Here is a 20367-nt window from a genome sequence, read left to right as displayed (position 1 = left end):
ACAAGAAACTGGCACTGTCCGCGGTCTCCTCTCTACGGTGGGCTGCGTTCCGCATGACAGCGAACAGATAAAACTTAGTTAGGTATTTGAGCAGATAAAGAAAGGTGTTCATTATGCAGAAGATGACTCGTCGTTTCGCCGCAGGAATTGCCGCAGCATCCCTGTCTCTGGGACTCGTCGCATGCTCCAATGCAGAAGACGCCGCCAACGAGGCTGGCGATGCCGCTAAGTCTGCCGGTGCCGAGGCCACCGAGATGGCCGGCTCTGCCGCCAACGAGGCCACCGAGGCTGCCGGTTCCGCCGCCGCGGATGCCTCCGATGCCATGAAGGGCGACGGCTCCGAGGAGTCCGAGGGCGCAGAGGGCTCCGGTGAGATGACCACTATCTCCACCGCCGGTGGCGACGTCGAAGTGCCCGCCGATTTCGCCTCCGCCATCGAGGAGAAGTCCGGCGAGTGGGGCGAGGTCAGTGAGGTAGAAAGCACCGACAAGGGTTCCGTGGCCACCTTCGCTGAGGACAAGCTCCTGGCTTACAGCGAGGAGAACGGCGCCCAGCCGATCATCGGCAAGATCGCCGAGACCTGGACCAACGAGGGTGGCCTGGACAGCGAGGTCGGCCTGCCGAAGGCACCGGAGCAGTCCGAGGGTACCGGCTGGACCCAGGAGTTCGATAACGGCACCATCTCCTGGATGCAGGGTGAGTCCGGCCAGTACGAGCCGACCATCAAGTAGCTTCAGCTCCACACATCGCTCTGAGAGCGCCTTTTGACAGCGCCCCGCGGGAATCCCCGCGGGGTGTCGTGTGGTTCATGGGGCAGCGGGGATTTTCGTTTGCGCAATGTTCATCTTGCACCCATGTAATTTCAACCTTCTGCCCTTAGCGTGGGGGCTATCCGCAGGTTAGAGGGATAAAACGCCGCTTCGGTGCTAGAGCACTCTGGCGTGAACTCTAGCGCTGCCGGATGAGCACACCACCCGCTTCAACCCGCCATCCCAGGTCGATGAGTTGGGATGGCACCACAAGGGAGAACCCTGCCGCCATGACCAACCCGTCTGTTCTTACTGCTTTCGGTTCCGCAGAGGAGGCAGCAGCCGCTGCACCCGCCACGGCTTCGACGGCCACCACCTACGTCATCGATACCTCCGTCCTGCTCTCCGACCCCTGGGCGCTGCGCAAGTTCGCAGAGCACGATGTGGTCCTGCCCATCGTGGTTATCTCCGAGTTGGAGGCAAAACGTCATCACCCTGAGCTTGGCTGGTTCGCCCGCCAAGCTCTTCGCTTTTTGGAGGAGCTGCGCTCCACCTACGAGGCGCTGGACAAGCCCGTGCCAGTCAACGTCGATGGCGGTACGCTGCGCGTGGAACTCAACCACCAAGACCAGTCGCTTCTGCCGGTGGCCTTCCGCGGCCCGGAGGGGGACCACCGCATCCTGGCCTGCGCGCTGAACCTGCAGCACGAGGGCAAGTCCACCGTACTGGTGACCAAGGACGTCCCGCTGCGCGTTAAGGCTGGCGCGGTGGGCCTGCAAGCTGACGAGTATCACGCGCAGGACGTGGTGCTCACCGGTTACACCGGCATGGCCACCATCCACGCCTCCTCTGAGGACATCGACGCCCTGTATCGCGATGGGGAAGTCGTGCTCGACGGTGCCCTCACCGAATCCGGCGTCGCCGTCGAAGACTTGCCGGTGCACTGCGGCGTGACCCTCGTCAACGGTGCGCAGTCGGCGCTGGGGCGCGTGACTAACGACGGCGCCGTGCGCCTCGTACGCGGTGACGTCAACGCCTTCGGCCTGCAGGGCCGCTCCGCCGAGCAACGCGTGGCTCTGGACCTGCTCATGGATCCCAGCGTGGGCATCGTCTCCATCGGCGGCCGCGCCGGCACGGGCAAATCCGCCCTGGCCCTGTGCGCCGGACTCGAAGCAGTGCTGGAGCGCGGGGAGCACCGCCGCATCGTGGTCTTCCGCCCGATGTACGCCGTGGGCGGCCAGACCCTGGGCTACCTGCCGGGCTCCGAGAGCGAGAAGATGAACCCGTGGGCCCAGGCGGTCTACGACACCCTCGAGGGCTTGGTCTCCGACAACGTCATCGAGGAAGTCCACGACCGCGGCCTGCTCGAGGTCCTGCCGCTGACGCACATTCGCGGGCGCAGCCTGCACGATACCTTCGTCATCGTCGATGAGGCTCAGTCCCTGGAGCGCAACGTTTTGCTCACCGTGCTCTCGCGCCTGGGCCGCGGCTCGCGCGTGGTGCTCACCCACGATGTGGCCCAGCGCGACAACCTGCGCGTGGGCCGCCACGACGGTGTGCAGGCGGTCATCGAGAAGCTCAAGGGCCACGAGCTCTTCGCGCACGTGACCCTGCAGCGCTCCGAGCGCTCGGCCATCGCGGAGCTGGTCACCGATCTGCTGGAGGGCGGCAACTAGTCGGCTGCGCTGCAGCATTCTGTCCCAGCGAGGCCAGGCGTTATAGTGGGGGTTTACCTGTCCCACCCCTAGAAATGAGGATGAACTATGTCCCTATCACGTCGCCTCGCTGCGGGCATTCTCACGTTTTCCCTGGCTGCTGGCACGGCTAGCGTGGCCCCCGCCACCGCCGCGCCGCGCGTCGATGCCGGCTCCAGCAACGCCGTGGTAGCCAAGGCCAAGGCCGGCGCGGAAAGTAGCAGCGATCACTCTGAGGTGGACACCCTGGGCATCGTGTTCGGTGCTAGCTTGGGCTTCGTTGTCCTGGCTGACCTGGTATTTATGCTGATCAACGCCAAGGAGTATCCCAACATCTTCACGCCGCTTCTCCAGGGCCGCTAAGAGCGACGTTCGCGGATGGCGAACGTCACCGCGTTCCGGTAGCCGTATAGGTGCGGTGGACGCGATAATAACTACATGAATCAAGCCAAAGACAAGAAGCGGGACTTCGTCATCCGCCCCTTCAGCGCGGCGGATTACCCGCAGATGCGCGCCATCTACGAGGAAGGTCTCAACACTGGCCACGCCACCTATGAGACCCGCTCGACCACCCTTGAGCAGTTTAAATCGGCCAAGATTCTTGCAACTGTCTTTGTGGCCGTTGAGGAAAACGATGACTCCAAGGTACTCGGCTGGGTCTCGGCGGCGCCCATCTCCTCGCGCTCCGTCTTCCACGGCGTGGTGGAGGATTCCATCTACCTGAGCTCCGCAGCCCAGGGCCGTGGCATCGGCGGCGCGCTGCTGGACAAGCTCATTGAGACCTGCCGCGACCTGCACAAGTGGGCCATCCACTCGTGGATCTTCCCGGAGAACGAGGGCTCGGCGGGCCTGCACAAGTCCCGAGGCTTCGTCAAGGTTGGCACCTACTCTCACCTGGCCAAGATGACCTACGGCGAGCTCGCCGGGCAGTGGCGCGATACGGACGTCTACGAGCTTCTGCTGCCGAAGCCCGAGTACTCGGCCGCGGGGACGTCGCCAAGCACGGCGTCCTCCAACGGTACCGAGTCGGCCTCCAACAACGCTAAAGAGTAGGACAGCGGTGTAGTAAGGCGAGAAGCCTATAGAGCGCGATAGCACAACAAATCCCGCGAACCCTTCGTCTGGGTCCGCGGGATTTTGGTGATCAACGGCGATGCCGTGAACGCTGCTGCGTGCTCGTGGAGCTAGTCGATGGTCTCCTTGAGATGCTCCTCGGTGACCGGGAAGAGCAGCAACAGGGCAACGATGGCCATGGGAACCATGAGTAGGATGACCGGGGTCAGGCCGTCGTTGTAGGCGTTGAGGATGACATCGCGGATGGGGCCGGGGAGATCGGCTACCAGGGATGGAGTCAGCTTGGACGCGCCACCACCGGCGGCGGAGAACTGCTCGGCGTAGGCTGCGCCCTTCTTACCCAGCGAGGCAATGGCGGCCGGCATGTTCTCAGAGAGCTGCTCCTTCATGTTGTGAATGAACAGGGAACCCACCAGGGAGGCACCCACGGCGGAGCCGATCTGGCGGAAGAAGTTGTTGGCGGCCGTCGCCGTGCCCACCAGAGCCACCGGGAAGGAGTTCTGGACGATGAGCACCAGCACCTGCTGCACGAAGCCCAGGCCGAAGCCGAAGACGAAGAATTGTAGGCCCAGCGTGGTCAGGGAGGTGTCGACGGTGAGCTTGGACATCCAGTACAGCGCGACCGTGGTGATGATGAGGCCCACGATGGGATAGATCTTGTAGTGGCCGGTGCGCGCGATGAGGAAGCCCACGACGGTCGAGGTGCCGATGAGGCCGATCATCATCGGGATCATCATGAGACCAGCGTTGGTCGGCGTCAGAGTGTGGACCATCTGCAGGTAGGTGGGCATGTAGCCCAGCACGCCGAACATCGCCAGACCCAGCACCGTACCGGCGGCGGTGGTCAGCACCATGTTGCGCTTGCGGAAGAGGTGGATCGGGATGAGCGGCTCAGCGGCCTTGGACTCCACGTAGACGGTGATGATCGCGCCGAGCACCACGGTGATGGCCAGGCCGATGATGATGGGATCGCTCCACTCGTACTGGGTGCCGCCCCAGGTGGTCATGAGGATAAGCGCCGCGGTGGTAATCGCGATGAAGGTCGCCCCCAGGGCGTCGAAGCGGCGCAGATCGGTGGAGCCGACGCGCAGGTGCAGCACCAGGGTGCACACGATGATGGCGAGGATGCCCAGCGGGATGTTCATCCACATGCCCCAGCGCCAGCCCGGGCCGTCGGTGAACCAGCCGCCCAGCACGGGGCCGAGGACGGAGGAGAGGCCGAAGACTCCGCCCATGATGCCCATGAACTTGCCGCGCTCACGGGCGGTGGTGACCTCGGCGATGATGGCCTGGGAGGAAATCATCATGAAGCCGGCGCCGAAGCCCTGGATGAAGCGGCCAAAGATGAGCAGGTTCATGCTCTGGGCAAAGCCGCCGATGGCGGAGCCGATGACAAAGGTGGCGATACCGCCGATGTAGAGCCACTTGCGGCCCATCATGTCACCGAGCTTGCCGGAGATGGGCATAGCGATGGTCATGGACACGAGGAAGGCGGAAATCACCCAGCTCATGTGGTCGACGCCGCCAAGTTCACCAACGATGGTGGGCAGCGCCGTAGAGAAGATCATCTGACCCAGGGAGCTCATCAGCATGGTGAGCACGAGGGCCGAGAAGATAAGCGCGAGATTATTTTCCGGCTTGCCGGTCTCGGCCTGCGGGGCCGATGTCTTCGCGGTATCTACCATTTCAGTCCTTTCGAAAAATCGTTCACGAGTGTTAATGCCTGATCAAAGCGCTCCTCAAAGGGGATTGAGCAGCTGATGTCCGGCGAAGCAGTGGCCAGCCATACCGCCTGGCGGATGAGCCCACCGATGAGAATGGCCTCCGTTATGGGGTCCGTCTCCGGCATGATCTGCAGAGAAGGCTCCTTCTGGAGGCGCTGGGCGATGAGATTGAGAATCTCATTGGACTTGGCGCGCTTTCGGCTCAGGGCCGCCGCTGCCGCGTCCGCGTCTCCTGCGATCCGGCGGCGCCTCTCCACGATTTCGGGATCGGCGTGGTGGCCAGACATGTGGTGCTTGACCAGATCGACGGTGAGTAGGAAGACGCTCTTGGTGGGGGTGTCGAGGAAATAGTCCTTTTGGGATTCGGTGAACTCGTCGCTGGGGGCGCCGAGAACGGCCGAGTCTTTAGAGTCAAAATAGTTAAAGAATGTGCGGCGGGAAATTCCGGCTGCTTCACAGATCTCTTCGACGGTGACGTCAGCGAATCCACGCTCGTCCACCAGGCGGGTGGCGGCGTCCTCGATCCGCAGGCGCGTTGCGAAGCGCTTCTGTTCGCGTAAAGTCATTTCTTCTTGCACGGGGTGCAACATTACACCCGGTGTAAGTTTGCACCAAGTGCAAACTTGGTGATTTTTAAGGAACTGACGGCGCAGTGTGACGCGCGCAATTATTTTGGTGATTTTCCAGCGGGGTGAAAGGGGCTGAGCAGGCAAAACCCCCGCGCCGGGCCGGTGTTAATGGCCTGCGCGGGGGCGGAATGCGCGAGTGTGACGCGAAACCTCGAAGGTGAAACTTAGAAGTTGTCGCGGTCGCGGTTGGTCATGGTGAGCACGTTGAGGCGCTCATCCAGCTCTTCTTCGGTGAGGTTCTCCCCGTCGACGAAGCCGAGGTCAATGACTGCCTCGCGGACGGTGATCTTCTCATTGAGAGCGTGCTTGGCTGCCTTGGCGGCGTTCTCGTAGCCGATCTTGGAGTTCAGCGGGGTCACGATGGAGGTGGAGGACTCCGCAAACTTCTTCATGCGCTCCTCGTTGGCCTCGATCCCGTCGATGCACTTCTCGGCGAAGACACGGGAGGTGTTGGCCAGCAGGCGAGCGGACTCGAGAACGTTGCGCGCCATCACCGGGATGAACACGTTGAGCTCGAAGTGGCCGTTGGCACCACCAAAGGCCACGGCGGCGTCGTTGCCAATGACCTGAGCAGAGACCATGGTGGCGGCCTCGCAGATCACCGGGTTGACCTTGCCCGGCATGATGGAGGAACCCGGCTGCAGGTCCGGCAGGTGGATCTCAGCCAGGCCAGTCAGCGGGCCGGAGCCCATGAGGCGGATGTCGTTGGCGATCTTGTTGAGGGAGACCGCGATGGTGCGCATGGCGCCGGAGAACTCCACGAGGGCGTCGCGAGCCGCCTGGGCCTCGAAGTGGTTCTCCGCCTCCTTGAGCTGCTCGATGCCGGTGAGCTTCTTGAGCTCCTCGGTGACCTTGGCGCCGAAGTCAGCGCTGGTGTTGAGGCCGGTACCGGTGGCGGTGCCGCCGATGGCCAGCTCACCCAGGCGCGGCAGGGTGGCCTCGACGCGCTCGATGCCCAGCTCGATCTGGCGAGCGTAGCCACCGAACTCCTGGCCCAGGGTGATCGGGGTGGCGTCCATGAGGTGGGTACGGCCGGACTTCACAACGTCAGCGAACTGCTTGGCCTTGCCCATGAGGGAGTCGTGCAGCACCTTCAGGCCCGGGATGAGGTCGTTGACCGCAGCCTCGGTGGCGGCCACGTGGGTGGCGGTGGGGAAGGTGTCGTTGGAGGACTGCCCCATGTTCACGTGGTCATTGGGGTGAATCTCCACGCCATTGTTGTGGGCGATGGAGGCGATGACCTCGTTGGTGTTCATGTTGGAGGAGGTGCCGGAGCCGGTCTGGAAGACGTCGATCGGGAAAGCCTCGTTGTGCTTGCCCTCGGCGATCTCCTTAGCGGCGGCGATAATGGCATCGGCCTTCTGCGCGTCCAGAGCGCCGGAGTCCTTGTTGACCTGCGCGCAGGCTGCCTTGAGCAGGCCGAGTGCGCGGATTTGAGCAACCTCCAGGCCGCGGCCGGAGATGGGGAAGTTCTCTACTGCGCGCTGGGTCTGTGCGCGCCAGAGAGCGTCAGCCGGAACCTTCACTTCACCCATGGTGTCGTGCTCAATGCGGTATTCAGTCATGAAATCACCTTTGCTGTAGTTCTCAGTAGTTCTTGTTGCGTGGGCCATGTACCAGTATGGCCAAAATGAACCCGAAATGCTTCAAGGCCTGCACCACGGGGGTACGCAGCACAGACCCCGAAACACTCCGGGCGGAAAGCTATTTAGTTGGTCTTGGGGGTGCCGTAGTCAATGACGGAGTATTCCTGCAGCTTGGCCAGCTTGTGCACCGAGTCGATGTAGCGGATGGTGCCGGACTTGGAGCGCATGACCAGGGAGCGGGTCGTGGCACCGCTGGTGCGGTAGGACACGCCGCGCAGCATGTCGCCGTTGGTCACGCCGGTGGCGGCGAAGTAGCAGTTATCGGAGGAGACCAGATCGTTGGTGGTGAGAACGCGGTCCAAGTCATGGCCAGCGGCGCGGGCCTTCTCGGCCTCGGCTTCGTCCTTGGGCCACAGCTTGCCCTGGATTTCGCCACCCATGCACTTCATAGCGCAGGCGGTGATGATGCCCTCCGGGGTGCCGCCGATGCCCATCATGAGGTCAATGGAGTTGGAATCCTGGCAGGTGGCGATGGCACCGGCGACGTCGCCGTCCATGATGAGGCGAACCTTGGCGCCGGCCGCGCGGATCTCGGCGATGAGCTCCTCGTGGCGCGGGCGGTCCAAGACAACCACGGTGAGGTCAGCGGGCTTGATGCCCTTGGCCTTAGCCACGGAGTTGATGTTCCACTCCACGGACTTTTCAATGTCGATAGCGCCCACGGCCTCCGGGCCGGTGGCGATCTTCTTCATGTAGAACACAGCGGAAGGGTCATACATAGTGCCGCGCTCGGCAGCGGCGATAACGGAGATGGCGTTGGGGCGGCCCTCGGCCATCAGACGGGTGCCGTCGACGGGATCCACGGCGATATCCATCGCAGCGCCCTCGCCGGTGCCCACCTGCTCGCCGTTAAAGAGCATCGGGGCCTCATCCTTTTCGCCCTCACCGATGACGACGACGCCGTTCATGGCAACAGAGTTGATGAGCTTGCGCATTGCGTCCACCGCAGCGCCGTCGCCCTCGTTCTTCATGCCGCGGCCGACCCAACGGCCAGAGGCCAAGGCTGCCGCCTCAGTCACTCGCACCAGCTCCATCGCGAGGTTGCGATCCGGCATATAAGAAGTGTTTTCGGACATGTGTGAAAGAAGCCTTCCTTCTGTGCATTATCGCCCCGGACCTTTCCGGGCACTCACGTCCATTGTTGCACTAACTTTTGCCCAGGTGGCTGAAAAATGCCCCGAACGTGCCCGAAACCTGCCCCCGAAAGTGGGTTGCCGGTGGCTGAGTGCGGCGTCGTGCGTGCTCAGCGGGCCAGCGGCGGCCATTTAGCCAAGGCACCTGGCCACATGGAATACTGTTGGCGTGGCAACAGAATCTAGACCCAAAGTTTTCGAGGGCGCCCGGGACATCATCCTCTCCCTGGGCGTGACGGTAATCGCGATGCTGCTCGTGGTGGGGGCGACGGGCCTGTGCTCCGTTAACCCGGAAAAGTCGGGTCCCGTTCAGACCGTTGACGCGGCGACCTTCCTGGAGATGGAGGCGCGTGCCGAGGGGGCGGTCATCCGCGAGCCGCAGATGCCCGAGGGCTGGACCGCTACCGCCGCGCGCCGCGTGCAGGTGGGCCCGCAGTCCGCGTCCGTGGTGAGCTGGCTGACCCCGGGTGATGGCTACGTGGAGTCCGCCCAGACGGCGGCAACCTTGGAGGAAGCCACCAAGAACTACGACGCCAACTACCGCGAGGAGCACACGCACCGCGTGATCGATGGCCAGGAGTTCTCCATCTACGCCAGCGAGGACAAGGACGTGCGCCCCTTGTGGGTGGCATATCTTGGCGACGCCCGCCTCATCCTCACCGGCGCGGCTCCCGACGCCGATTTTGAGGCCGCCCTCAAGGCCTTCGTGGCCGCGGCCCCTCTGCAGATCGACGCCGAGGGCAACGTCGTCGAAGGCAAGTAAGGCACCTAAAACCAGCGCCGCCGCGGGAGCGCAGCAGCGCTATCGCAGGAAAGTGGCACGCTGCAGGCTGTCGTCGGCCTCGACCTCGAGGCGGCCCTGGGACTTTTCGATGAGCTCGTTGAGCTCTGCGGATTCCAGTCCGCTCAGGCGCGTCTTGGCCAGGTAGACGTCTACTTTCTCGCGCTTGGAGCGGGTGGGGTAGATGCTCACTGCCCGCAGCCCAGAGGCGTCAAAGCGCAGCACGATGGACTCCGAAAAGTAGGAGATTGCTTCCTCCCCGCCGTCCTGGCTGCTGGTGTGCGGCTGGCCAAAGAATTCCTCCGCCAGGGAACGCGGGTCACCGAAAAGCAGCGAGCCCGCGGAGCCGGACTTGGACACGAAGTCCACGCGATCACCTGGGTATCCGTAAATCTGCATCTAGTTCTCCTCGCTTTCCGCTGCGCTTTCCACTGCTTCGTTTGTCACAGGTGTGTCTGCCTCGCCGCTATTTGCGTCATCACCGCGCGCGAGTGCAGCCTCGACGCGCTGGGCGGCGCCGTTGAGGTGGGCCTCGCAGGCCTTGGCCAAGGCTTCACCGCGCTCCCAGTACTTGAGGGATTCATCCAGGCCCATCTGGCCCAGTTCCAAAATCTTCACGGTCTCAATGAGCTCGTCGCGCGCTTGCTCGTAGCTCAAGGACTCAACGGGCGGGAATGCGTCCTGGCCTGGCTGGCCGCTGCCGATGGTCTGGTTCATCTCTGGTGTGCTCCTTGTGTGCAATAACGTGTTGTGAGTTTAGTCGGCGGGTTGGGCGGCCATGGCGGCCGCGGTGATGGAACCATCGCCCACACGGATGCGCAGCTGCGAGCCGGGCGGGGACTGCTGGAAGGAGGTCACCACCTCCGGGCCGGAGCCGTCGCGGGGGAGGACCTGCACCACCGCGTAGCCGCGCTCCAGGGTCGCTGCTGGGCCCAGCGCCGCCACGCGGGCGCGCAGCGAGGAGACCTGGTGATTCTCATGCTCGATGAGGCGGGTGATATCACGGCGGATGGCCAGCTGCGCGCGCTCCAGCTCCTCCCGGCGCTGCCGGATGGGGGTCATGGGATCCGCCAGCACCGGGCGCGAGCGGATATTGTCCAGCCCTCGGCGCTCGCGCTCCACCCAGCCGCGCAGCGCGCCGGCCATGCGCTGGCGGGCCTCGGTGAGAAAGGCCATCTCCTCGGCGGCGGAGGGGACGACGCGCTTGGCGGCATCGGTAGGCGTGGCCGCGCGCAGATCCGCCACGTTGTCCAGCACTGGGTTGTCGGGCTCGTGGCCGATGGCGGAGACCACCGGGGTGGTGGCCTGGGCCACGGCTCGCTGTAGGGCCTCCTCGGAGAAAGGCAGGAGATCCTCCACGGAGCCGCCGCCGCGGGCGATGATGATGACGTCGACCTCCGGATCGGCGTCGAGGGTCTCTAGCGCGTCGATCACCTGGCTGACCGCCCCGGCGCCCTGCACAGCGGTGTTGATAACCCGGAACTGCACGGCCGGCCAGCGGTCCTGCGCCACGGAGAGGACATCGCGCTCGGCGGCGGAGCCGCGGCCGGTGATTAGCCCGATCTTCTGCGGAAGGTAGGGCAGGGGGCGCTTACGGGAGACGTCGAAAAGCCCCTCCTGCGCCAGGCGCTGGCGGAGCATCTCAATGCGGGCGAGCAGATCCCCCACGCCCACGTGGCGGATGTCGGTGACCCACAGGGAGAAAGAACCGCGCCCGGCGTAGAAGGCCGGCTTGCCGTAGACCACGACGCGGTCGCCGTCCTTGATGGGGGAGGGCAGGCGGCGGATGAGGTCCGTGCTGCAGGTCAGCTGCACGGACTTTTCCACGGAGACATCGCGCAAGGTGAGGTAGGACAGCTTCCACGAAGGCTTGACGTTGACCTGGGTGAGCTGGCCTTCCACCCAGAGGAATCCGAGGCGCTCGATCCAGCCCTTGACCTGGTCATTGACCTTGCCCACGGGCCAGGGAGTCTCGGCGGTGTTAGCCGGTTGGTTCACTCCGTGATGCCTTTCTGTAGAGAACTTATGTGCCGCTGCGGCGCGGCGCGTCACCCCAGTGTATTAAGCACGACGGACACGCGCGGTGCTGGGGCTGCTCGTAGCTGGTGGCGAAAGCTCGCGGCTCGTGGTGAGAAGTAAGCTCGACCGGTGAGTCTGACTAGCGAGCACTGACTACTGTTTGACGGCAACTTTAGATACTCTTGGGGCCATGACTGAAACTGGCAAGAACGTGCTCCTGGCGGCCCCGCGCGGATACTGCGCTGGTGTGGACCGCGCGGTGGAAACCGTGGAAAAGGCTTTGGAAAAGTACGGCGCGCCGATCTACGTGCGTAAGCAGATTGTCCACAACCGCTACGTGGTGGAATCCCTGGCCAAGCGCGGAGTCATCTTTGTGGAGGAGGCCTCTGAGGCCCCCGAGGGTGCGCACCTTATTTTCTCCGCGCACGGCATTTCCCCGGCGGTGCGTGCTGAGGCTGAGGGCCGAAAGCAGCTGACCCTGGACGCCACCTGCCCGCTGGTGACCAAGGTGCACAACGAGGCCCGCCGCTTCCAGCGCGATGGCTACCACATCCTGTTGGTGGGTCACGAGGGCCACGAGGAGGTTGAGGGCACCGCTGGTGAGGCCCCGGAGGTCACCCACCTGGTTGATGGCGTCGAGGGCGTGGCCAAGCTGCCGGACTTTTTGGAAAATGAGAAGCTCATTTGGCTCTCCCAGACCACGCTGTCCGTGGATGAGACTGTCATCATCGTCAACGAGCTGCGCAAGCGCTTCCCACATCTGGAGAACCCGCCCTCAGACGATATTTGCTATGCCACCCAGAACCGCCAGGAATCGGTGAAGAACATTGCGCCGAAGTGCGACCTGATGATTGTGGTGGGCTCGAAGAACTCCTCCAACTCCGTGCGCCTGGTGGAGGTGGCCCTGGAGGCCGGCTCCAAGGCCGCCCACCTCGTGGACTTTGCCTCTGAGATCGACGAGGCCTGGCTCGAGGGCGTGCAGACCGTGGGCGTGACCTGCGGAGCATCCGTCCCCGAGCTGCTGGTGCGCGAGGTGCTCGAGTTTCTCGATCAGCGCGGCTACCACGACGTCGAGGAGGTCACCACCTCCACCGAAACCATCACCTTCTCCCTGCCGCGCGAGCTGCGCGCCCCGCGCACTGCGAAGCAGTAACCAGCCGCAGCGAAGCAGAAACCAGTAGCTGCGAAGCAGTAGCTTCTAGCACTGCGATCCCCAACGGCCCCGCACCCACGGACATGATGGGTGCGGGGCCGCTTGGTGTTCGGTGGTGTCCGGCCGGAGATGGAACAATGACGTCACAGAAATGGAAGCAACGGGCTGGACAGCTCCTCCGCTAGTCCTCGTAGAGGTTCTCGTTGAGCGTGGAGTTCTTGCCTGCGCGCTGCGCCTCGCGCTGGGCTTGCTTCTGGGCCAGGCGCTCCTTCTCGTTGCGGATGGACTCCTCGGCCGCTGCCTTGAAGTGATCCGAGTAGCGCCCGCTTGCACGCGCAGTGCGCGCGGAATCGGAGAGGGTATCCCCGGCGCGGCGGGTGGGGTCCGGGCGGCGCGGGGCGAAGTCCCGGTCGGCGTCGTAGTCCTGCGCCGCGTTCTGTGCGGAGTCCTGGCTGGTCTCCTTGCCGGAGGCACTGGCGGCGCGGGCCTTGTCCAGGCGCTGCGCGGCGCTACGCTCCGCGGCCTCGCGCTGTGGGCGGCCGGCCTCAACGCGCTTGCGCGCCTGCTCTTCGCGCTCCTTGGCCTGCTCGCGGCGGCGCGCCTCGCGGTCGCGCTCGCGGATGCGGCGCTGGCGCTGGCGGTACTCAGCGTCCTCGGCGCGGTCGCGGGCAACGAGCTCAGCCACCGAGAGGCGCTCGGAGTTAGTGCGGCGATTGGCTGCGGCCTCAGCGCGGCGGGTGACCTGCGCCCGCCTGGTGTTGTGCTCGGCGGCGGCCTTGCCGCGCCACAGGCGCAGGACTGCCAGCAGTGCACACAGCACCACGATGATCAGCAGCGTTGGAAAGTGCTGCACCGCCGGAAAGGCGGAGGTGAGTAGGGCTGTCTTGGAAAAGGCCGAGGCGCCCTGCGGCAGGTTTGAGCGAGTGTTCACCCAGCCGGCTGCCACCAAGAACACAAAGAAAATGAGTGGCTGGGAGGCCACCGTAAGGAAGAGCCCGCGCGGGTCCACCCGCCAGGTGACAGCGAGTGCGGTCAGTCCAAAGATAACGGCAAAAGGCCATCCAATCGCGCCGGTGAGCATGGTCACCACAACAGCAAGGAGGGCTGCGAGCGCAATGCACAAAAGCCCCATGGGAAGGGAGAGCCCATGGACCGGGCGCGCTGCGCTGTGCGTGACCGTGGAGTTGCGATTTCTGGCTTGTGACACGGCGGCTAAGTCTAGCGTGTCTCCATGGCGAAACGTTAGTTCCGTGCCGCATGTAACGCTGAATTCTCGCGTGTTAGTCCTCACCGCCGGCGCGCCGTGGCCAGTCTTCCACCATCCGCGGTTCCACCGGGAGCACGTCGCTGCGCGCAGGAATGTCCATCTCGTGCAGGCGGCGTGCGGTCACCGCCACGCGGGAATCAAGGGAGGCTAGCGAGGCGTTGTAGGCCTGCACCGCCTTTTCCAAGCCGCGCCCGACCTTGTCGTAGTGCTCGTGCACGGTGTTAAGGCGCGCGTAGAGCTGGCGGCCGAGCCGCTGCACCTCACGGGCCTTGGCGGAAATATCCTCCTGCCGCCAGCCCAAGGCCACGGTGCGCAGCAGCGCGAAAAGTGTGCTGGGGGTGGCGATGACGATGTTGCGCTCAAAGGCGAACTCCAAGAGATCCGGGTCCACCGAGAGCGCGGCGTCGAGGAATGGATCCGCCGGGACAAAGAGCACCACGAACTCCGGGGTGGGGGAGAAGGCCTCGATGTAGCTCTTGTGGGAAAGCCCCTGCACGTGGCTGCGCAGCAGGTGCGAGTGCCGCCGCAGGTAGCCGGCGTGCTCCTCGGGGTCCTCGGTCTCCAGAGCATCGAGGTAGGAACTAAACGGCACCTTGGCGTCCACCACGATGCTGCGGCCGCCGGCCAGGTGCACCACCAGATCCGGGCGCACGGCCTGGCCGTTGATGTAGGCGGTGACCTGCGAGTCAAAGTCCACGTGCTTGAGCATGCCTCCGAGCTCCACCACGCGCTCCAGCTGCATCTCGCCCCAGCGGCCGCGCACGTTGGGAGAGCGCAAGGCGCCCACCAGCTTGTCGGTGCGCTCGCTCAGCCGCGAGGAGGTGCGCGTGACGGATTGCACCTGGCTGCTCAGCGCGGCGAGCGAGGCGTGGCGGTCCTCTTCCAACTCCTGCAGTTGCAGCCCCAGCCTGTCCATCGCCTTTTCCAAAGGCGCGAGCTCTGCTTGGCGGCGCTGCGATTCCATCAGCGCCGCGTGCTCCGCCGAGGGCTGGGAGCGTTGGGCGGAGTAGGCGCGCGCCAGCCAGCCGAGGATTGCGCCGAGGATGAGTCCCACAAACAGCAAAAAGACGGGCACGAAAGAAGTCATGCCCGTCATCCTGTCAGACGCGGTGGACGCGCCGGCCTAGGAACGCTTGCGCGGCTGCAACAGATGTTCGACGGAGGACACTGCCTTCTTGAAACTTGAGCGCACCACCGCCGGGTTGACCCCCTGGGCCGGGGCGGCCTCCTCCTCACCGCCCACGCCGGGGCGCGCATCCAGGGTGGCCTCGGCGTCCTCGCTGTCCGCGCCGGCAGCGGAGACCTCATCGAGCGCGTCCTCCGGGGCGGCGTACTGCGGCATGGACAGCCACACCTGCCGCTTGTGTTCGCCCTGTTGCTGGGTGTAGCGGCCGATGAGGAAGCCCGCCACGGTGGCGAAGTTCATGTCCTCGGCGCGCTTCTCACCGGACTGCAGCATCATCATGTCCTGGAAGTAGCGGTAGGCCACGGCGATGGTGGCGGCCACCGGCACCGCCAAGAAAGCGCCGACCAGGTTGAAGAGCGCGGAGCCCACTGTCACCGAGATCAGCACGATGACCGGGTGCAGGTTCATGGCCTTGGACTGCAGCCACGGCGAGAGCACGTTGCCCTCCAGCTGCTGGACGGCCACCACCAGGGCGAGCACCATGAGGGCCTTGGTGAAGCCCAGGGAGACCAAAGCGATGGTCACCGAGAGCGCGCCGGCAACGATGGCGCCGACGAAGGGGATGAAGCCGGCGATGAAGGTGATGATTGCCAGCGCCATGGCCAGAGGCACGCCGATGAGGGCGAGGCCGAGGCCGATGAAGACGGCGTCGACAAGCGAGACCAGCGCCTGGGCACGCACGAAGCCGCCCAGGGTGTTCCAGGCGCGGGTGAGCATCTCGGTGAGGTGCCAGCCGGTCCGCCGGCCGGTGGCCTCGCGCAGCCAGGGCAGGAAGCGGTGGCCGTCCTTGAGGAAGAAGAAGGTCAGCACCAAGACGATCAGCAGCGTGACCATGATGGAGGTCACCGTGCCGATGCCCGTAAAAACCGAGCCGGCGATGGTGCCGGCCTGCTGCTGCAGCCAGGAGGCAATCTCATCGACGTAGCGCGACATGTCCTCGGCGTCGAGATTGAGCGGCGGGCCCTGCGCCCACAGCTGGAGGCGCTGGATGCCCTCCACGGTTTGCAAGTAGAGTGTCTGCGACTGGCGGGCAAAGTCTGGCGCGATGAACATAAACAGCGAGCCGACGGCGCTAAACGAGATCAGGATGGTGATCACCGCGGCCAGCGCGGCGGGCACGTGATGCTGGCGCAGCCAGCGGGCGCCGGGGGCCAGCACGGTGCAGATGATCAGCGCGATGAGCACCGGCAGGATGCCCTGCCAGAAGTTGCCCGCCATCTTGTAGGCCGCGTAGACGCACAGACCGATAATGAACAAGCGCAGCGCCCACAAGGAAGCGGATTTGATGAGGTCGCCGACCACCATGGAGCGATCCACCTGGCCGCTGGGCGGGTGCGGGGAGACCTGGTCCAGGGTGGTGGCATCGGCGACGTCGTCAATGCGGCCGCTCAGCGCCGCCTCAGTAATGTCTGCGGGGCCTTCGACAGACGTGCTGCGTGAGGCCTCGGCGGCGTCGGTGCCCCTCGCTGCGGCGTGGGTATCCGGCGAGGAGCCTGGGGAATCGTGCTTGTCAGAACTCACCCCACCATCTTGCCTGAAAAAACTCGCTGTGCGTTAGGATTGGCCCCGTGAGTCTTACACTTGGAATCGTCGGCTTGCCCAACGTGGGCAAGTCCACTTTGTTTAATGCCCTGACCCGTTCCGACATCCTGGCGGCCAACTATCCGTTCGCCACCATCGAGCCGAACGTGGGACTCGTCGAGCTTCCCGACGCCCGCCTGAACCGCCTGGCGGAGATGTTTAGCTCCGAGCGCATCCTCCCGGCCACCGTGTCCTTCGTGGACATCGCCGGCATCGTGGAGGGCGCCTCCAAGGGTGAGGGCATGGGCAACGCCTTCTTGGCCAACATCCGCGAGGCCGACGCCATCTGCCAGGTGGTGCGCGCCTTCTCCGATGACAACGTCATCCACGTCGACGGCAAGGTCGATCCGGCCCACGATATTTCCGTTATTAATACGGAGCTGATCCTCGCGGACCTGCAGACCATCGAGAAGGCCCTGCCGCGCCTGGAGAAGGAGGCCCGCAAGAACAAGGATCTGGCCGAGACCGTCGAGGCCACCAAGAAGGCTCAGGAGATCCTGGAGGATGACCGCACTCTCTTTGCCGCGGCCAAGAACGGCGAGATCGACCTGGCTCTGGTGCGCGAGCTGCACCTCATGACGGCCAAGCCTTTCCTCTACGTGTTCAACTCCGATGAGGAGGTGCTTACCGACGACGCCAAGAAGGCCGAGCTGGCCGAGCTGGTGGCGCCGGCCGAGTGCGTCTTCCTCGACGCCCAGACCGAGACCGAGCTGCTCGAGCTCGACGAGGACGAGGCCATGGAGCTTCTGGAGTCCGTGGGGCAGGAGGAGCCGGGCCTGGCTACGCTGGCCAAGGCCGGTTTTGCCACCCTGGGCCTGCAGACCTACCTCACCGCCGGCCCGAAGGAGGCCCGCGCGTGGACCATCAAGCAGGGCACGGCTGCCCCGGCTGCCGCTGGCGTGATTCACACCGACTTTGAGAAGAAGTTCATCAAGGCGGAGATTGTCTCCTTCGAGGATCTTGACGCAGCCGGCTCGATGGTCGAGGCCCGCAACCAGGGCAAGGTGCGCCAGGAGGGCAAGGACTACATCATGCAGGACGGCGACGTCTGCGATTTCAAGATCGGCGGTTAAATAAAACTCCGCTGACAACCCGCAAGGGCGACGGCCCTGACTTGTCCAAAGGTGACGCATGCCTGCACACGCAGAAACCCAGTCTGTACACAACCCCGCTGAGCAGAAGCTGCTCGAGCGCTTCATGAAGCTGTCCATCGCCACGGCGGTGGCCACGATTCTGCTCAAGGTAGCCACCGCAGCGCTCACCGGCTCCGTGGGCTTTCTTTCCGACGCCCTCGAGTCCGGCGTCAACCTTGTCGCCGCGGTGGTGGGCTTCATCGCGCTGCGCATCGCCGCAAAGCCGGCGGATAAGAACCACCAGTTCGGCCACGGCAAAGCCGAGTATGTTGCGGCGCTGGTGGAGGGCATGATGATCTTCGTGGCCGCGGCCATGATCCTCTACACCGCCACCCGCCGCCTCATCCATCTCCAGCCCCTGGAGCAGGCGGGGCTGGGCTTGCTGCTGTCCACCGTGGCCGCCGTGCTCAACGGCGCGGTGGGCATCGCGCTCATGCGCGCGGGCAAGAAGTACCGCTCGGCCACGCTGAACGCCGACGGCCACCACCTCATGACGGACGTGTGGACCTCCGTGGGTGTTCTCGTGGGTGTCGGGGCTGTGGCCTTGACCGATTGGCTGTGGCTCGACCCGCTCATTGCATTTGCGGTGGGCCTGAACATCCTGTGGACTGGTTACACGCTGCTCAAGAACTCGTTGAGCAGCCTGCTCTCGGAGTCCCTGCCCATCGAGGAACACGAGGAACTCGATAGCCTGCTCAACGAGCTGGAGAAGAAGTACGAGGTGCACTTCACCTCGCGGCGCACGGTGGCCTCGGGCCGCCAGCGTCTGGTTTATCTCATCATGGACGTGCCCGGCGAGTGGACGGTGCTCTACTCGCACACCATCGCCGACCGCATCGAGGAGGCCATCGACGAGCTCTTCCCCGGCGCGGAGGTCTTCATTCACGTCGAACCCACCGGGGTGGAGCACCGCCGCACACTGCGCATGCCGCAGGCGGGGCTCTAACGCTCGCGTATCAGCGCTGCTAGAGCCGCAGGCTTTTCATTACGCGCATGCCGGTGCTCACCAGCGCGCGGAAGCGCTCCGGCGGCAGCAGCTCTGAGGGTGCGAGCGGGTGCAGCTTTTGCTCGGCCACGGTGCGCTCGTTGGCCCACAGGCGCATGCCGCCGATGCCGTGGCGGTGGTTAAGGCCGGATTCCTTCACGCCGCCGCCCGGCGCGGCAATTGAGCCATAGGCCGCGGCGAAGCCCTCGTTGATGTTGACCATGCCGGCCTCCAGTTGGGAGGCAACCGCCCAGCCGTGCTGGGAGTTGCCCGTCCACACCGAGGCGGCCAGGCCGTAGGGGGTGTCGTTGGCCAGCGCGACGGCGTCCTCGTCCGAGTCCACCGAGTAGACGGCCAGCACCGGCCCGAAGGTCTCCTCGGCACAAAGCTTCATCTCCGGCGTAACGCCGGTGAGTACCGTGGGCTCGAAGAAGTAGGGGCCGAGGTCCGGGCGGTGCGTGCCGCCGTAGACCAGCGTCGCCCCCTTGTGGAGAGCGTCCTCCACGTGATCGAGGACGGTGTCGAGCTGGCGCTGGGAGGTTAGCGAGCCGATGGTGGCCGCGTCCGAGTAGGCGGCGCCCAGCACCTGCTCATCCAGGGCGCGGGTGAGCTCGGTGAGGAAGGGCTCATACACGCTGCTGTGCACGTAGGCGCGCTCGGCGGACATGCACAGCTGCCCGGAGGAGGAGAAGGCGGTGCGCACCGTGCCGCGGGCGGTGGCGGCTAAGGGGGCGTCGTCAAGCACCAGCAGTGGGTTCTTGCCGCCGAGCTCGAGCATGGTGGGAATGAGCCGGCCGGCGGCTTGGGTGGCGATGGACTTGCCGGCGGCGGTGGAGCCGGTGAAGGAGAGGCCGTCCACCAGCGGGATGAGCGCATCGCCCATCTCCGCGCCGCGGCCGGGTACCAGCTGCCAGGCCTCGGCAGGCAGGCCGGCCTCGATGGCCAAGCGGCGCAGAAGGATGGCGGTGAGTGTGGTCTGCGAATCCGGCTTGTGCACCACCGCGTTGCCGGCCGAAAGCGCGGCGAGCACGTCGCCCACGCCCAGGGAGAGCGGGTAGTTCCAGGGGCTAATCAAGCCCACCACGCCCAGCGGGTAGTACTGGGTGCGTGTGGAGGTCAGCAGGGGCAGCGCGCCGGGGTGGCGCTGCGGGCCGAAGGCCTTGCGCACGTTGACCCCGTAGAAGCGCGCGCAGTTGTAGAGGTCCATGAGTTCGTCGTAGGCGTGGGAGCGGGACTTTCCGTTTTCTGCCTGGATGAGGTCGAGGATGAGCTCCTCGTTGCGGTAGATGAGATCGTGCAGGCGCAGCAGGATGGCGCGGCGATCCCCGCGCCCGATGCCCACGCGGGCGGTCTCCACGGCCCGGTGCACGTCGGCGGCAGTGGCGGTGGGGAAGGAGAAGAGCTCCTCACCACTAAAGGGGGCCAGTGCACTGTGGGGGCTGCCGGTTCCGCAGACGTCGCCGGCGGGATCGGTGGCCAGGAACTCGCGTACGCGCTGCGGTGGGGTAGTGGCGTGGGTGGAGGGCGGGGTGAAGGTTTTCATGGGGCCTATTGTGGCAGAAATTCTATTGTCGGAATGATTTAATGAGAGATTCGCGTCACAGCACAGCGGG

19 protein-coding genes are annotated in these 20367 nt (G+C 64.8%); 8 read left to right on the top strand and 11 right to left on the bottom strand.

Features of this window, described 5'->3' with window-relative positions; genetic code table 11:
* Positions 1 to 122: 122 nt before the first annotated feature.
* The 4 genes from Q4E25_RS09275 to Q4E25_RS09260 all read left to right on the top strand — a co-directional run bounded on the left by Q4E25_RS09275 (position 123) and on the right by Q4E25_RS09260 (position 3496).
* Positions 123 to 731 (top strand): LGFP repeat-containing protein, encoded by a 609-nt coding sequence (locus Q4E25_RS09275; protein ID WP_303156503.1) that lies wholly within the window; start codon positions 123 to 125, stop codon positions 729 to 731.
* A 308-nt stretch (positions 732 to 1039) separates the two neighbouring features.
* Positions 1040 to 2425: a PhoH family protein gene (locus tag Q4E25_RS09270; RefSeq protein ID WP_303156502.1), complete on the top strand. Its 1386-nt coding sequence runs from the start codon at positions 1040 to 1042 to the stop codon at positions 2423 to 2425.
* A gap of 87 nt (positions 2426 to 2512) precedes the next feature.
* Positions 2513 to 2806 carry a hypothetical protein gene (locus Q4E25_RS09265; protein ID WP_303156501.1) on the top strand — a complete coding sequence of 98 codons (294 nt, stop codon included), beginning with the start codon at positions 2513 to 2515 and terminating at the stop codon, positions 2804 to 2806.
* 75 nt (positions 2807 to 2881) lie between these two features.
* A complete protein-coding gene (locus Q4E25_RS09260) occupies positions 2882 to 3496 on the top strand; it encodes a GNAT family N-acetyltransferase (RefSeq protein WP_303156500.1) in 615 nt (204 codons plus the stop codon).
* A 131-nt stretch (positions 3497 to 3627) separates the two neighbouring features.
* Here Q4E25_RS09260 and Q4E25_RS09255 read toward each other — a convergent pair whose 3' ends face one another.
* The 4 genes from Q4E25_RS09255 to glpX all read right to left on the bottom strand — a co-directional run bounded on the left by Q4E25_RS09255 (position 3628) and on the right by glpX (position 8592).
* Complete coding sequence (locus Q4E25_RS09255; protein ID WP_303156499.1) at positions 3628 to 5202, bottom strand: MDR family MFS transporter; 1575 nt, start codon at positions 5200 to 5202, stop codon at positions 3628 to 3630.
* Positions 5196 to 5831, bottom strand: a complete 636-nt coding sequence (locus tag Q4E25_RS09250) for a TetR/AcrR family transcriptional regulator (protein WP_303156498.1) — start codon at positions 5829 to 5831, stop codon at positions 5196 to 5198. Before Q4E25_RS09250 ends, Q4E25_RS09255 begins: the two co-directional genes overlap by 7 nt.
* 203 nt (positions 5832 to 6034) lie before the next feature.
* Positions 6035 to 7435, bottom strand: coding sequence for a class II fumarate hydratase (locus tag Q4E25_RS09245; protein WP_303156497.1), 1401 nt, complete (start codon positions 7433 to 7435; stop codon positions 6035 to 6037).
* 143 nt (positions 7436 to 7578) lie between these two features.
* Positions 7579 to 8592: a class II fructose-bisphosphatase gene (glpX, locus tag Q4E25_RS09240; RefSeq protein ID WP_303156496.1), complete on the bottom strand. Its 1014-nt coding sequence runs from the start codon at positions 8590 to 8592 to the stop codon at positions 7579 to 7581.
* A 226-nt stretch (positions 8593 to 8818) separates the two neighbouring features.
* On the opposite strand from glpX, the gene Q4E25_RS09235 reads away from it, so the two are divergent.
* Positions 8819 to 9412, top strand: coding sequence for a DUF4245 domain-containing protein (locus Q4E25_RS09235; protein WP_303156495.1), 594 nt, complete (start codon positions 8819 to 8821; stop codon positions 9410 to 9412).
* Positions 9413 to 9451: 39 nt separating this feature from the next.
* On the opposite strand, the gene Q4E25_RS09230 is transcribed toward Q4E25_RS09235, so the two are convergent.
* Genes Q4E25_RS09230 through xseA form a run of 3 tightly spaced genes read right to left on the bottom strand, consistent with a single transcriptional unit; the run spans position 9452 to position 11428 of the window.
* Positions 9452 to 9829, bottom strand: a complete 378-nt coding sequence (locus Q4E25_RS09230; RefSeq protein ID WP_303156494.1) for a hypothetical protein — start codon at positions 9827 to 9829, stop codon at positions 9452 to 9454.
* Entirely contained in the window at positions 9830 to 10147 is a 318-nt protein-coding gene (locus tag Q4E25_RS09225) for an exodeoxyribonuclease VII small subunit (RefSeq protein ID WP_303156493.1), read from the bottom strand.
* A gap of 39 nt (positions 10148 to 10186) precedes the next feature.
* Positions 10187 to 11428, bottom strand: a complete 1242-nt coding sequence (gene xseA / locus Q4E25_RS09220) for an exodeoxyribonuclease VII large subunit (protein ID WP_303156491.1) — start codon at positions 11426 to 11428, stop codon at positions 10187 to 10189.
* Positions 11429 to 11639: 211 nt separating this feature from the next.
* Here xseA and Q4E25_RS09215 point away from each other — a divergent pair, with 211 nt between their 5' ends.
* Positions 11640 to 12602 carry a 4-hydroxy-3-methylbut-2-enyl diphosphate reductase gene (locus Q4E25_RS09215; RefSeq protein WP_303156490.1) on the top strand — a complete coding sequence of 321 codons (963 nt, stop codon included), beginning with the start codon at positions 11640 to 11642 and terminating at the stop codon, positions 12600 to 12602.
* Between the two features lie 181 nt (positions 12603 to 12783).
* Here Q4E25_RS09215 and Q4E25_RS09210 read toward each other — a convergent pair whose 3' ends face one another.
* The 3 genes from Q4E25_RS09210 to Q4E25_RS09200 form a co-directional block, all read right to left on the bottom strand.
* Positions 12784 to 13809: a DUF6542 domain-containing protein gene (locus tag Q4E25_RS09210; RefSeq protein WP_303156488.1), complete on the bottom strand. Its 1026-nt coding sequence runs from the start codon at positions 13807 to 13809 to the stop codon at positions 12784 to 12786.
* A 73-nt stretch (positions 13810 to 13882) separates the two neighbouring features.
* Positions 13883 to 14956: a DNA recombination protein RmuC gene (rmuC, locus tag Q4E25_RS09205; protein WP_303156487.1), complete on the bottom strand. Its 1074-nt coding sequence runs from the start codon at positions 14954 to 14956 to the stop codon at positions 13883 to 13885.
* 36 nt (positions 14957 to 14992) lie between these two features.
* The gene (locus tag Q4E25_RS09200) at positions 14993 to 16435 is read right to left on the bottom strand and encodes an AI-2E family transporter (RefSeq protein WP_303156532.1); all 1443 of its coding nucleotides are present in this window, start codon (positions 16433 to 16435) and stop codon (positions 14993 to 14995) included.
* Positions 16436 to 16623: 188 nt separating this feature from the next.
* Between Q4E25_RS09200 and ychF the strand changes: the two genes are divergently transcribed.
* Together ychF and Q4E25_RS09190 are read left to right on the top strand one after the other, a co-directional pair.
* Positions 16624 to 17709 carry a redox-regulated ATPase YchF gene (gene ychF / locus Q4E25_RS09195; protein ID WP_303156486.1) on the top strand — a complete coding sequence of 362 codons (1086 nt, stop codon included), beginning with the start codon at positions 16624 to 16626 and terminating at the stop codon, positions 17707 to 17709.
* Positions 17710 to 17833: 124 nt separating this feature from the next.
* Positions 17834 to 18715 (top strand): cation diffusion facilitator family transporter, encoded by an 882-nt coding sequence (locus Q4E25_RS09190; protein ID WP_303156531.1) that lies wholly within the window; start codon positions 17834 to 17836, stop codon positions 18713 to 18715.
* A 19-nt stretch (positions 18716 to 18734) separates the two neighbouring features.
* Here Q4E25_RS09190 and Q4E25_RS09185 read toward each other — a convergent pair whose 3' ends face one another.
* Entirely contained in the window at positions 18735 to 20297 is a 1563-nt protein-coding gene (locus tag Q4E25_RS09185; protein ID WP_303156485.1) for a succinic semialdehyde dehydrogenase, read from the bottom strand.
* Between the last annotated feature and the right edge of the window lie 70 nt (positions 20298 to 20367).

It is taken from the genome of Corynebacterium sp. (genome assembly GCF_030532325.1).
Lineage (GTDB): Bacteria > Actinomycetota > Actinomycetes > Mycobacteriales > Mycobacteriaceae > Corynebacterium.
The sequence above is the reverse complement of the archived record's forward strand: the minus strand, read 5'-3'. Positions and strand labels throughout refer to the sequence as shown.

Bases quoted from the DNA above. Each gene is read 5' to 3' on its own strand.
- Q4E25_RS09275 (WP_303156503.1), top strand. From the start codon at position 123: ATGACTCGTCGTTTCGCCGCAGGAATTGCCGCAGCATCCCTGTCTCTG.
- Q4E25_RS09270 (WP_303156502.1), top strand. From the start codon at position 1,040: ATGACCAACCCGTCTGTTCTTACTGCTTTCGGTTCCGCAGAGGAGGCA.
- Q4E25_RS09265 (WP_303156501.1), top strand. From the start codon at position 2,513: ATGTCCCTATCACGTCGCCTCGCTGCGGGCATTCTCACGTTTTCCCTG.
- Q4E25_RS09260 (WP_303156500.1), top strand. From the start codon at position 2,882: ATGAATCAAGCCAAAGACAAGAAGCGGGACTTCGTCATCCGCCCCTTC.
- Q4E25_RS09255 (WP_303156499.1), bottom strand. From the start codon at position 5,202: ATGGTAGATACCGCGAAGACATCGGCCCCGCAGGCCGAGACCGGCAAG.
- Q4E25_RS09250 (WP_303156498.1), bottom strand. From the start codon at position 5,831: ATGTTGCACCCCGTGCAAGAAGAAATGACTTTACGCGAACAGAAGCGC.
- Q4E25_RS09245 (WP_303156497.1), bottom strand. From the start codon at position 7,435: ATGACTGAATACCGCATTGAGCACGACACCATGGGTGAAGTGAAGGTT.
- glpX (WP_303156496.1), bottom strand. From the start codon at position 8,592: ATGTCCGAAAACACTTCTTATATGCCGGATCGCAACCTCGCGATGGAG.
- Q4E25_RS09230 (WP_303156494.1), bottom strand. From the start codon at position 9,829: ATGCAGATTTACGGATACCCAGGTGATCGCGTGGACTTCGTGTCCAAG.
- Q4E25_RS09225 (WP_303156493.1), bottom strand. From the start codon at position 10,147: ATGAACCAGACCATCGGCAGCGGCCAGCCAGGCCAGGACGCATTCCCG.
- Q4E25_RS09215 (WP_303156490.1), top strand. From the start codon at position 11,640: ATGACTGAAACTGGCAAGAACGTGCTCCTGGCGGCCCCGCGCGGATAC.
- rmuC (WP_303156487.1), bottom strand. From the start codon at position 14,956: ATGACTTCTTTCGTGCCCGTCTTTTTGCTGTTTGTGGGACTCATCCTC.
- Q4E25_RS09190 (WP_303156531.1), top strand. From the start codon at position 17,834: ATGAAGCTGTCCATCGCCACGGCGGTGGCCACGATTCTGCTCAAGGTA.
- Q4E25_RS09185 (WP_303156485.1), bottom strand. From the start codon at position 20,297: ATGAAAACCTTCACCCCGCCCTCCACCCACGCCACTACCCCACCGCAG.